This window comes from Psychrobacter sp. ANT206 (genome assembly GCF_056880555.1).
This window is the reverse complement of record NZ_CP096271.1, coordinates 527,901-540,941: the sequence shown is the minus strand read 5'-3', so window position 1 is coordinate 540,941 and position 13,041 is coordinate 527,901. Positions and strand designations below refer to the sequence as shown.

General features: G+C 43.3%; 10 protein-coding genes. 8 read left to right on the top strand and 2 right to left on the bottom strand.

The features are described 5' to 3' along the window. The first annotated feature begins 56 nt into the window (after positions 1 to 56). Both map and glnD read left to right on the top strand, forming a co-directional pair. On the top strand, positions 57 to 848 hold the full coding sequence (map, locus tag M0221_RS02265) for a type I methionyl aminopeptidase (protein WP_379607884.1): 792 nt from the start codon (positions 57 to 59) through the stop codon (positions 846 to 848). 173 nt (positions 849 to 1,021) lie between these two features. Then, the gene (glnD, locus tag M0221_RS02260; RefSeq protein WP_149492864.1) at positions 1,022 to 3,763 is read left to right on the top strand and encodes a [protein-PII] uridylyltransferase; all 2,742 of its coding nucleotides are present in this window, start codon (positions 1,022 to 1,024) and stop codon (positions 3,761 to 3,763) included. Between the two features lie 8 nt (positions 3,764 to 3,771). Here glnD and M0221_RS02255 read toward each other — a convergent pair whose 3' ends face one another. Next, positions 3,772 to 4,440, bottom strand: a complete 669-nt coding sequence (locus M0221_RS02255) for a hypothetical protein (protein WP_483284237.1) — start codon at positions 4,438 to 4,440, stop codon at positions 3,772 to 3,774. Positions 4,441 to 4,734: 294 nt separating this feature from the next. Here M0221_RS02255 and dapC point away from each other — a divergent pair, with 294 nt between their 5' ends. The 6 genes from dapC (at position 4,735) to M0221_RS02225 (ending at position 12,291) form a co-directional block, all read left to right on the top strand. After that, a complete protein-coding gene (gene dapC / locus M0221_RS02250) occupies positions 4,735 to 5,967 on the top strand; it encodes a succinyldiaminopimelate transaminase (RefSeq protein WP_483284236.1) in 1,233 nt (410 codons plus the stop codon). A 324-nt stretch (positions 5,968 to 6,291) separates the two neighbouring features. Continuing rightward, positions 6,292 to 8,235, top strand: a complete 1,944-nt coding sequence (locus M0221_RS02245) for a DUF294 nucleotidyltransferase-like domain-containing protein (protein ID WP_483284235.1) — start codon at positions 6,292 to 6,294, stop codon at positions 8,233 to 8,235. Between the two features lie 26 nt (positions 8,236 to 8,261). Further along, positions 8,262 to 8,873: a 3'-5' exonuclease gene (locus tag M0221_RS02240; protein ID WP_483284234.1), complete on the top strand. Its 612-nt coding sequence runs from the start codon at positions 8,262 to 8,264 to the stop codon at positions 8,871 to 8,873. A gap of 146 nt (positions 8,874 to 9,019) precedes the next feature. Beyond that, on the top strand, positions 9,020 to 11,071 hold the full coding sequence (locus tag M0221_RS02235; RefSeq protein WP_483284233.1) for a D-alanyl-D-alanine carboxypeptidase/D-alanyl-D-alanine-endopeptidase: 2,052 nt from the start codon (positions 9,020 to 9,022) through the stop codon (positions 11,069 to 11,071). Between the two features lie 39 nt (positions 11,072 to 11,110). Next, positions 11,111 to 11,626 (top strand): ABZJ_00895 family protein, encoded by a 516-nt coding sequence (locus tag M0221_RS02230; protein ID WP_440825216.1) that lies wholly within the window; start codon positions 11,111 to 11,113, stop codon positions 11,624 to 11,626. A 122-nt stretch (positions 11,627 to 11,748) separates the two neighbouring features. Further along, positions 11,749 to 12,291 (top strand): DUF421 domain-containing protein, encoded by a 543-nt coding sequence (locus M0221_RS02225; protein ID WP_263240727.1) that lies wholly within the window; start codon positions 11,749 to 11,751, stop codon positions 12,289 to 12,291. Between the two features lie 81 nt (positions 12,292 to 12,372). Here M0221_RS02225 and M0221_RS02220 read toward each other — a convergent pair whose 3' ends face one another. Further along, positions 12,373 to 12,819, bottom strand: coding sequence for a DUF2147 domain-containing protein (locus M0221_RS02220; RefSeq protein ID WP_483284232.1), 447 nt, complete (start codon positions 12,817 to 12,819; stop codon positions 12,373 to 12,375). Positions 12,820 to 13,041: the final 222 nt, after the last annotated feature.

Genomic DNA, 13,041 nt, shown 5'->3' with positions numbered 1-13,041 from the left:
TGTGCGTTTATGCTATAATTGATAACCTAAATTCTATAACTATAAGTACGACGATGATGACTAAAAAATCTCTTATTCAATCTCCTGAAGCCATAGAAAAAATGCGCGTGGCTGGTAAGCTTGCCAGCGATGTCCTTGTGATGCTTGATGAGCACGTCAGAGTGGGCATCAGTACTGAAGCACTGAACCAAATTGCCCATGATTATATCGTTAATGTTCAACAAGCTATTCCTGCACCGCTTAACTACAATGGTTTTCCAAAATCTATCTGCACCTCGATTAACCATGTGGTTTGTCACGGTATTCCATCCGAAAATAAATTGCTAAAAGACGGCGACATCATCAATATCGATGTGACCGTGATTAAAGATGGCTATTATGGTGATACCTCAAAAATGTGGATCGTCGGCAATGGCTCTATCATGGCGCAGCGTATCTGCAAAGTAGCACAAGACGCCCTATATGCTGGCATGAGCGTGGTCAAAAACGGCGCGCGTTTGGGCGACGTTGGTGCGGCTATCCAAGCAGTGGTCGAGCCTGAGCGTTTTAGTATCGTGCGTGAGTTCTGTGGTCACGGTATCAGTAATGAGTTCCACCATGAGCCGCAAGTCATGCACTATGGACAAAAAGGTACGGGCTTTGAGCTAAAAACCGGCATGACTTTTACCATCGAGCCTATGATTAACGAAGGCAAATGGCAGACTAAGATTTTACCGGATGAATGGACGGCGATTACCAAAGATCGCAAGCTATCCGCCCAGTGGGAGCATACCATGGTCGTAACGGACAATGGCTGTGAAGTATTTACCACGCGCCCTGAAGAAGATTTGAGTTTTTTGACTCAGTAATACAATAAAAGATCGCTTAGGCGGTCTTTTTTTTCGTCTATTATTAATGGTTGTCCCCCACTATTCTTGATGGTTTTTTATCTTTATACTTTCTCTATCTTATTGATCGCTTTTTATTTTTAGCGATCCTTATTTACTGAACTAGACTTCAAACTTTTAACTGGATAAATCTCATGTTTAATTGTGATGTCACCGCTATTGATTTGACACCGATGCCTTTATTTTCAGCAGACAATATAACAACTGCCTCTTTATCAACAGACACGAGCGTGGTAGAAAAATCGCTATTTGGTATTCCTGAATGGTTGCTTCAAATAAATGATGATATCAGCCGCGCACTCGAACGTGGCGTCAATATCCGGCAACTGGTTAGCGCGCGTGCTTGCGTGATTGATGATTTATTGATCGAATTATTTAAATGCTTTGGGCTTGATAAGACGGATTTGGCACTGTTTGCAACTGGTGGCTATGGTCGCGGTGAGTTATCGCTACATTCAGATATCGATATTTTGCTACTGATGCCACATGATATTGACGCTGATACCAGTAGTAAAATTGATAACTTGGTGGCACTCTTATGGGACATTGGACTTGAGCCTGCGTTATCAGTACGCAGCGTCAGTGACTGCTTGGAGGCGGCGCTTGACCATACTATTGCCAGTGCATTATTAGAGGCTCGCCTATTAATAGGCAACGACGCCTTGCAAAATGTCCCGCACCAAATAGTAAACAATCAATGGTCCCCGCGCTCGTTTTATGATGTAAAAATCGATGAGGCAAAAGCACGTTATTTACAGCACAATGCCACAGAATATAATCTTGAGCCCAATATAAAAACCGCCCCTGGTGGTCTGCGCGATATCCATATTATTGGCTGGGTGACCAAACGCTATTTTCGGGTCAGTAAGCTCTATGATCTGGTACAACAGAACTTTTTGACTGAAAAGGAATTCGATGAATTAAGCTTTTCAGAAAACTATTTATGGCAGATACGGCACTACCTGCACGAACTGACTGGTCGCAATGAAAACAAGCTGTTATTCGATTATCAGCGTGAGATTGCTCAACTGATGGGCTATGATACCCAGACAGATGATCAACCAAATGCTGCGGTAGAGCGCTTTATGCGCGATTATTACCGCTGTGCGATGCAAATATCAACATTGTCTGAAATGCTAACCAATCACTATTACGAAACCATCATCGAGGCACAGTTGCCTGATGAAGAACGCCCAAAAAAACAGCCTATCAATGCCCGCTTTAACCAAGTCGGCGACCAAATCGCAATGGCGCATCACAGAGTATTTGCGCAGCATCCCGAGTCGATTTTAGAGATGTTTTTACTTATGGGTCAGTATGGCATCAAGAATGTCCGTACCCATACTTTGCGCGCGCTAAAAATTGCAGCGCGTGGTATTGATCAGGCTTATCGCGACAATCCTACGCACCAAACCTTGTTTTTAGCCAATCTAAAAGAGCAAAATTATCTCTTTCATCGCCTGCGTACCATGAATCGCTATGGCGTGCTTGGCAACTATATCCCCGCCTTTGCTCAAGTTACTGGTTTGATGCAGTATGACTTATTCCATCGGTATACAGTTGATGCCCATACCTTATTTTTGATTCGTATTCTGCACCGTTTTACGGATCCGCATTTTTATGAAGATTTTCCGCTCGTGAGCTCCATCTTTCAGCGCATCGAGCGCAAAGAGATTTTGGTATTAGCGGCGATGTTTCATGATATTGCCAAAGGTCGTGGCGGCAACCATAGTCAACTTGGCGAAATTGAGTCGATTGAGTTTTGTTTGGCTCATGGTATGAGTACTGCAGACGCCAATCTGGTTGGCTGGTTGACCCGTTATCATCTGCTAATGTCAATGACAGCTCAGAAAAAAGATATCTCAGACCCAGAGGTTGTGACACTATTTGCAGATTTGGTGGGTAACGTCACCCATCTAAACCATCTGTATGTCTTAACCGTCGCTGATATGAACGCCACTAATCCACAACTTTGGAACAGCTGGCGTGCGACACTTATGAAGCAGCTATATTCGCAAACGCGCCGTATTTTGCGGGCGGATATTGATGCCCCAACCAATCGTCAAGATATGATTAGTGCCACACGCAAGCAAGCACTGATAATGCTAGATAACGTCGACAATCAGCATATGAATCGCGATGAGGTGTTGAGATTGTGGGATGATTTGGGCGATGAGTATTTTTTGCGTGAAATTGCAGAAGATATCTTATGGCATACTGAAGCGATTTTGAATCATCCGCCTATAGGTCGAGCGTCAAATGCTGATAGTCCGCCATTAGTCGTTCTACGTGAGCATCGAGAGCTGGCGCTTGATGCAGTACAGGTTTTTGTTTATACCCAAGATCAGGTCAATTTGTTTGCGGTTACTATGGCCGTATTCGATCAGATGAATCTTGATGTATTGGATGCCCGTATTATCACAGCGACCCGTGATTTTGCCTTAGACTCTTATGTACTACTCGACCGTAGCGGTACTTTACTGGTCGATAGCGATAGCCAGCAAGAGCTTAAGCAACGATTGATTGATGCCTTTAAAAATCCGACTGCGCCCAAACTGACGCACAAACGGATTCCACGCCAGCTTAAACATTTCGATGTAGCAACGACGATCAATTTTGAATTCAATGATGCCTCAAGTCAGCACATCATGAGCTTAGAGACCCTTGATCAGCCAGGTCTACTTGCCCGTGTTGGACAAGTATTTTTGCAGCAGCAGATTGAGGTACATGCCGCGCGTATTACTACGCTTGGCGAGCGTGCAGAAGATATGTTTTATATCAGCGATCAAAATGATCAAGCACTGAGCGCTGATAAACTTAAGACGTTAAAAACGGCACTGATAGACAGTCTTAGTGTCCGTAATGATAGAGTCTAGCTTATTTTCTATATCAAGCTTTTGTAGATGATGCCACGTGCATATTCCTTCAGCGCATCATCGGCAAGCTCTAGAGGCAGTATATCGGCTTCCACCTTTTGGTCGCCATACATCAAGCGTCCCGCATCGACCTCCTTTTGTAGGAGGCGGTGCAAGCTGGCCAAACGAAATTCTGCATTATAATATCGGTAGATTTGCTTCAAAGTAATAGGTGCTTTGGCGTGGACATCGCGATACAAGCTATCAGAGGCCAAGATAGCCATCTCATTAAGCGTCTCTTCACGCGACAAATCGGCTTGATTGATCTTATATTGCAACTGCCTAGCAAGTCTGTCTTTAAAACTCAGCATCACAATAAAAATTAAGGTTTGTATGACAAATAAAGCGATGTATTGCCACAGAGGTAACGATATATCTAGCAACTTGCTAAGCAGCATGAGTACCATGGCAACGACTATATAGCTGACCAATTGCCAGAGCAGCCACATCATAAAACTGTTATCGCCAAACCAAAACATTTGACGTTCTCGTAACAGTGTCAACTGCTGGCGTGATTTCCACCAAGACTGTTCACGCTGCTTTAACTGCTTATAAACGTCAAGGCTTTCATGATTATCAAAGTATTTTTCATTGATATCCTTAGCATCGAGACTGTCCGTTTTTAACATACTAGACATATCAAATTATTCCTAAAATACGCTGTCAGAAAAGCCAGCATTTATCTTTACTTAGTAATACAGACATCACATCGCTTTTATAATAACGCGTTACGATATAGTCACATCATTACCTATTTACACAGCCATATAGTTAAAATAACAATGCTTAAATACCCTCTAGCCAAGCCATTACAAAGCACTATAAGGAAACATAAGAAGAAAAAGACAAAAAATAAGAGAAGTGCTACACTGCTTAAATGTAATTTTTCTTTATAACTTTATTATTAACTGTCTATTATAGTTAGCCTGCCTATGAATCACAACTTGACGTCCCTACACCCTTATCCCTTCGCTAAGATGGCCACTTTACTGGCTGATAGTACTCCAGCCCATAGCTATGATGAAATCAAACTGGGTATTGGTGAGCCAAAACACGCGCCGCCAGCCTTTGTGCTGGACGTACTACGCGAAAACTTGGACAAAATAAGCCATTATCCGACCACAAATGGACTGTTTGAGCTGCGTCAAACCATTGCTCATTGGCTTGAGAAGCGCTTTTTCTTAAATCACCTCAACCCTAATACGCAAGTATTGCCAGTAATGGGCACACGTGAGGCAATATTTAGTATCGTGCAGGCAGTGATTAATCACGAGACAGAGAGTGTTAGTCAGACGGCAACGCTCAACCAATCGCCTACGCCTATAGTAGTTATGCCCAATCCCTTTTATCAGATATATGAAGGGGCGGCGATATTAGCGCAAGCAACGCCTTATTTTATCCCTTGCACCTCAGACAATAGCTTTAAGGGTGATTTTCGTAGTGTGCCAAAAGACGTCTGGACGCGTACACAGCTCTTATTTGTCTGTAGCCCAAACAACCCAGCCGGTTCAGTGATGACGATGGATGACTGGGAGCAAGTGTTGCGCCTATCAGACCAATATGGCTTTATCATTGCCAGCGACGAGTGTTATAGCGAGCTGTATTTTGATAAAGCGCCAATAGGCTTGCTGCAAGCCTGCGCTGCCCTTGGTCGACACGATTTCAAAAATTGTCTGGTGTTTCACTCTTTATCGAAGCGCTCAAACCTACCCGGTTTGCGCTCAGGCTTTGTAGCTGGTGATGCCACTATTTTAGATTCTTATCTGCAATACCGCACTTATCAAGGCTGCGCGATGCCGATACCTCATCAGCTGGCGTCGATCGCCGCTTGGGAAGATGAGAAGCATGTGGCACACAATCGAGCGCTGTATCAAGAAAAGTTTGCACTCTGGATGTCGGAGCTTGGAGAATTACTGGATTTACGTATGCCTGAGGCAGGATTTTACTTTTGGATAAAAGCGCCTGAGCAATTCGGTGGTGATGATGAATTATTTGTCAAAGCACTCTATGAGAATGCCAATATTCACGCGCTTGCCGGACGTTACCTATCACGCGAGGTCAATGGTGAAAATCCGGGGCAAGGCTATGTGCGTATTGCTTTGGTGGCAAGCGTCGAGGAAAGTCGCGAGGCAATCAAGCGCATTCGTCAATTACTCGGTGCTTAAAATCGCTATTTAAAACGCATTAAGCTTAACAAACCGCCAATAACCACAATAATATTATGGTTATTGGCGGTTTTCTGTTAAAGAATGCTATAGTAAGTCTTATAGCCGAATCATACAGCACCGCCATTTGATGATATATAGTCAAAATATCTCAAAAACGCTACAGTGCTGCTGATATAAATTTTTTGCAGCCTCTGTCTGCGCAGGCACAGCAAGCAAGAAAAATTAATATCAGCAGCACTTGATGTATCGATATTACTTTTCCCTGACTGTATTTATCATACTTACATCCCTCTTATTGCTTATGCCATCAAGGATGATGCCATGCCCCATCTTGATTTTACCCAGCCACCATTTGATGTATTAAGTGCCGCTGAACGCCAAAGTATCAAAAAAAATACCCAAGTGCGTTATCTTGCCAAAGATGAGATGTTACCAGCGGATGATTTGCAGTACTTCTATGTGGTGCTTAAAGGTCATGTCGAGCAGCTGTTAGATGGTGATTTTGTCGCCTCTTATTTGGGCAACAACCATACTGCCCATCTTAATAGTAATGATTGGTTTGATAGCAGACGCTCACCAAAGTCGCTCATAGAAGATGGGCTGCAAGAAGATAAAAACATTGATTCGCAGCCGGCTGCTTATCAGTTTCGCGCTGTCGAAGATACTTTATTGCTGCAAGTAAATGGGGTAACCATTGATAAAATCGGTGCCCAAAACCATTTCGTACGCCAATTATTATCAGAAAATCTGCCTGAGCGTTTAAAAGCTTTACAGCTGAGGCATGGTGGAAAAAAACTTGACGCTGCCAGCTATGACGACCCTCAGGAAGTACAGCAAATCATGCTACAGCCGGTGATTGATATTACTTTACTACCAGTCCATATCGTTGACGCAGACGATAGTCTATATCAAGCAGCACGTACCATGACTGAGGCTGGATTGAAGCATGTTTTGATACGCCCACCAGGACATTTACAAGATAAAAATAGCTCCGATCGTACCTTGGGTATCCTCAGCGATAATGATATCTGCCGCGCCGTCAGCGACCAACAAAACACTGTTACAACGCCTTGTCAAAACTATGCAAGTTTTAATCTGCGAACCATTAACGCTGATAATGAGATTGGTGATGCGTTACTGACCATGACTCGCTATCGCATTCACAGGTTACCAGTGATAGATACCAATGGTAAAGTCATCGGTGTGCTTGCACAAGGCGATATGCTTGCTCATATTGGTCATCATTCTCAGCTGATTAGTATTCAAATTAACCAAGCCACAGATTTGCCAAGTTTGGCGACCGCAGTTGAACTCATTGGGCGATATATACGTGCTCAGCATCAAAACGGTATCAAAATGGGCAACGTCAGCCGCATGGTACAAACCCTTAACGCGCAAGTATTTACCAAACTTTGGCAACTCATCGTTCCTGATGAAGTAATGGAGAATACCTGTGTTATCGTCATGGGCTCAGAGGGTCGCGGCGAGCAAATCATGCGTACCGATCAAGACAATGCGCTCATCATGCGTGATGGTTATGACCACCCTAAGCTGGCACAATTTGCCGATACCTTTAACCAGCACTTAGCAGAACTTGGCTATCCGCTATGCGACGGCAATATTATGATGAATAATCCCATGTGGCGGCAACCATTAAAAGCGTTTAAAGCGCAGATTAGTCTATGGTTTAAAAACACTGACCCGATGCACAGTATTTATTTATCCGCTATATTTGATGGTGAATATGTCTGCGGTGATGAAACGCTATTGACGCAGGTTCGTGAACACCTAAAGACGGCCCATAGGCAGTCAGACTTGATGTTCGTGCGCCAATTTGCACGAGCAGCGCTGCAGTTCGGCGATGTCAATCAATGGTGGCAAAAGCTAGTACCGTTATTAGGTGGTAAACCAAGCGCTTATACTATTGACCTCAAAAAAGCGGGTATCTTTCCATTGGTACATGGTATCCGTACCTTGGCGTTAGAAAACGATCTCTTTACCGATGCTAGCAGCAAAGGTCGTCTGAAAGCTTTGGTTCAAGCTCGGGCCTTAACCCAAGAGCGTGCCGATACCTTACTTGAGGCATTAGAGTTCTTTATGGCGCAGCGCCTATCGGTTGCTTTATTGACAGACAATAAGCATGCAAAAGAAGTCAATCCAACGACCTTGTCGGCCCTTGAGCGTGATTTATTAAAAGAGTGTTTGGCGGTAGTAAAAAGCTTTAAAGACCAGTTAAGCCGACATTATCAGCTTGAATTTGGTTAAGGTAAACCGGTTAGCATTGGAGATAGATGACTATGAACTGGCTAAAACAGCTGTCTAATGCTTGGCAAAAAAACCAATTACAGCGACCTGAACTGGCATCAATGTTTACGGCACCTGTCGATGAGCAGTGGGTTGCGATTGACTGTGAGATGACCGGACTCAATCCAAAGAGGCATCATCTATTATCGGTAGCTGCCATTCATATCAATGGCGACAAGATTGATACGGGAAATGGGCTGCATCTGCTTTGCAGACCACCTGTCATGCCTGAGGGCGATACCATTGTCATTCATGGACTGCGCACCGCCGATGTTGAGCATGCGATGAGCTATGATGAGATGCTGGGGTTACTATTGCCCTTTATTGGCAATCGGCCACTTGTGGGGTTTTGTCCGCAAATAGACGTCGGGTTCTTAAACCCTTTAGTAAAGCATTATATGGGTACTCATTTGCCCAATGAGATTATCGATATCCGCCCCCTTTATAGCCGGCGTATGATGGGTCGTAGCCAAGGGCTTCCTAGCCAAGCACAGCATTTGAATAGTATCTTGGCGCATTATAATATTCCTGAGCTTGGCACCCACGATGCTTATAATGACGCCATCATGACGGCAATGGCATTTTTGCATGTGCGCTAATATGATGGCTAAAATGCATTATTTAGACAAGGCTTTAAGATAAAAGATTAAAATAAAAGCACGCTTACAACTACATGCTACAGCTACGCGAAAACAGCAACTCATGTTACCATAGCCTGTTTTTGCCACCTGATGATAGGCTGCTCATGCGCTCCTTAGTAAAACCAACTCTACTTAGAACTCATAACTCTTCTATACGCACAACAGCCATTAGCCAATATTTGCAAACGCCGAAAAATATCGGTCAACGTCTATCTTTATTGGCCTTAGTTGTTGCTCCTACTTTAGCGCCATTACAGCTGCACGCTGCCTTACCGCAAGAGATTGAAACGGCATTAGCGCGAGCCCATTTAAGCTCAGCAGACATCAGTATTGTCATTACGCCAGTGGGTGATAAAAACGCCAGTCGCTTGCCCTCTGCCATTCAGGTTATCGACAGTAAAAAGGCGGTCAATCAATTGCAGCCTGCAAGCTCAGACGAGATAAATACTGATGCCAATAACAGCAAGCAAAAACTGGTGCAAAACAAGCAGAGCCCTAAGCCGCTAGCCAATTACCAAAGCGCGTTAGTAACCATCGAAAAGCAAACCATCAGACAGCACGACAGACAATTACACGCTTATACCGATGATCCTTATACCCATCAAAGCTTGATGAGTACTCCGTCATTACTGCCAGAAAACGTGTTAAACACTGCTAATTATTCTTCCAGTCATAACGACAATATCAGTGCTAATGGCGCAGATAATAATAACAGCGACAATAAAAAAGCTGACAGTGAGACCTCAATAAAAATATCGTTTTCACCATTACTCAATCATCAGCCTGATATTGCGCGTACGCCCGCCAGCACGATGAAACTCGTTCCCAGCTTTATTGCCTTAGATATCTTGGGCGCTGACTTTGTCTGGCATACGCGCGTTTATCATACTGGTATTATCATTGGTGATACATTGCTTGGTGATTTGATAATTCAAGGCAGTGGCGACCCAAAAATGACCCATGAGCGCTTACAGCAATTACTCTATAAAGTGAAAGCAGCAGGCATCCGTCATATTGATGGCGATATCATTGTAGATAGCGGCATTTTTAACCACGTCAGTAAAGATCCTGCGGCATTTGATAACGCGCCTTTGCGTCCTTATAACGCCAGTCCCGATGGTTTTTTGGTAAATTTCAGTACTATTGGTATCCAAAGCTATCCATTAGATAATGCCCAAGCACAGCTGACTTATATGCCGCAGCTGGCAGATTATAAGTTGCCACGTAAGATAAATATACGCCCCTCTGCCTGTGGTCAAGCACGTTATAGTTTAGCGCCGCAGTGGCAAGCAACTCAGCTGACCTTTGATACCTCTCTACCCGATAACTGCGGCGACCATGCTTTTTATGTCGCTTATCCTGATGCCAAAGATTTTGCGGCTCGCGTGATCAAAGCCAAATGGCAAGCACTGGATAATACGCTAACGGGCAACGTTGTCGCTCAAGAAACACCATATAAGAATAAGAAATCCATATCAGCGCGCGGTTTGGCAGCTCTACCAATGTCGCCTTTACCAATTGTTAGTTATCCTTCTTTAAACTTAACGCAGCAAATCTATGATATCAATCATTTCTCTAATAATGTGATGACTGAGCAAGTAGCGCTATCAATAGGCGCTTATCATAAACCCAAAGATGAAACCGTTAATCCAACCATTAATAAAAACGTCGATAAAGCCATTAATAGTCAGCACAGCTTATATCAATTTGGTAAGCCTGCGACAACGAGCTACCCTGCTGCCTTACAAACCATCAACGAATGGTGGCAAACGCATCTAAGTACACCGCCGCCACATCTGACCAATGGTTCAGGGTTATGCCGTGATTGTACCATCAGCGCTGCTAATTTAAGCGAGCTGCTGACTTATGCTTACGCTCACCCAAGCTTTTATGCTTATGTAAACTCGTTAGGTATTGCTGGCGTCAGTGGCACCATTTTGACACATAGCGAGCGTTTACCAAAATCAAACGCCATTGGTCGAGCTTGGATAAAAACAGGTACTTTAAACAATGTCACTTCGATGGCAGGCTATGTCAAAGGCTTATCAGGACAGGATTATGTGGTAGTGGGACTGATCAATAATGAGCAAGCGCTAAATACTTATACAGCAAGAACGGTACTGGACGCCATGCTAGATTGGACAGCGCAGCATTAATTTTTTACGCCAGATTATTTACTTTATAAAGGACATTTTATGTCACGTAAGCCCGCGTCACTTAGCAAACCTATCACCCCATCAGGACGTAAAGGATCACACTTAAATACAACTGCCACTCAACCCAAATTGATGCTCTATATTGGGTTTTTTGCCGTTGGCTATATGCTTGCCAGCGCTGTATTTATGATGATTCAAACCAAGCTTGCTCTCAATGCGCAATTGGTCACTGTGCTGTCTATTGTCTTGGGCGCTTATATTGCCGTGCATAAGTTTATCAAGCACCAACAGCGTGCACTAGATAGAGACGAGATCAACCGCTTAATGTTTGGCGGCGTGATCGTGGTTTGGCTACTCACTATGGTTTACTTTTTGGGGATATGGGTATTTCTATTCGATTCCATCAGCCGTGAAGTGCTGCTTGAGATGAGCATGCAGCAGCCTTTACCGCTAATTTCTGCATTGATCATGATATTGGTGCTGAGTTTGGTGAGTGCACGTATCAGCATTTGGGCAATTAACCGCTTGCTTGATCCCAATCGCAAGGGCGCTTAATTGCTTACTTTCAGCAATTGAACGTTATAAACAAGCAACTACAAAGTTTTTGCCCTATTCATCTCTAAATTCCGTTACGCTGTATTTACGCTGATGAACTTTGATGAATAGGAGATAAGACCATGGAAATGATTTTTTTTGACAATGTTGATAAGCTGGGACGTATTATTCTGACCACGGTCGTGGTCTATGTTTTGATTGTTACGTTTACTAAAATTTCAGGCAAACGCTCAACCTCTCAGCTAAATAATTTTGACTGGATTGTCACAGTGATGATTGGGTCATTAAGTGCCAGTACGATTTTACTCAAAGACATTCCGATTATCGAAGGTATGGCGGCTATTCTTTCACTGTATTTATTACAATTTTTAGTCACCAAATACGCCTCTGTTTCGCCGCAATTTAGCAGCTTTATTTTGTCTGAGCCACGCATTGTCTTTTACCAAGGACAGTTTTTGCCCGATGCCATGCGTGATGAGCGTTTGACCCGCCAAGAAATTGAGTGTGCCATGCGCTCTGAGGGTATTCATAATTTTGATGAGGTTGAAGCCGTTGTTTTTGAGTCGGATGCCAAACTGACTATTATTCCAAAGCCCAGTCCTTCTTATAGCAATAACCAAGAAGCAGATGATACGGTATCAGAGACGATTGCTCCGCTTATGTAGTATGATTAATAAAAAAGGACAGCCAATATGCATTGACTGTCCTTGTTATCTATTTTGGTGATTATTGACACCGCTATAGCATTATTTAATACGCTGCCACGTTTGTGAACGACCAAAAACAGGTGAGCCAACATAACCGCGTAGTTGTAAGCTTTGCCCATTATCGCTTAGCGTCAGCTTGCCAGAATAGGTTTTTCCTGACTCAGGATCGATAAGCTTACCATCACTCCATTGGTTACTACCGTCAGCTTTCAAGCCTGTTAATATCTGTAAACCTTCAACAGGCTTATTCTTTAAGCTGCCGGGGCATTTGGTACAGACTTCATCAGCCTTCTCTCTATTGAGTACTTTGATGATTTTCCCTGAGACTTTACCACCGTTTTCAGAGAGTTGAACAACAGCTTTCTTTTCGCCTGTTTTATCATCAATAGTTTGCCACTGCGTGCCATTTAATGAGGCAGCAAAGACGGAAGTTGAGAATAGTGCACCAGCACCTAGAGTAAGTAAAGTTGAGATAGTACGATTCATGAACGCTTCCTTTCGCTTAAAAAAATATTTAAAATCTATATCGTGCTTTATCATAAGGACATCACAGTCAAACTTCTTAGAGAGCATTATTACTTCTGACTGTCTTTGACTATCAGTAATCGATTATCAAAGACAAAGTAAGAGAAAAGATGAAGAACAACTGTTTGTCAAAGTTATTGAAGCACAAAAGTTCACTATAATAAAGATTTGTTTGTTACTTTA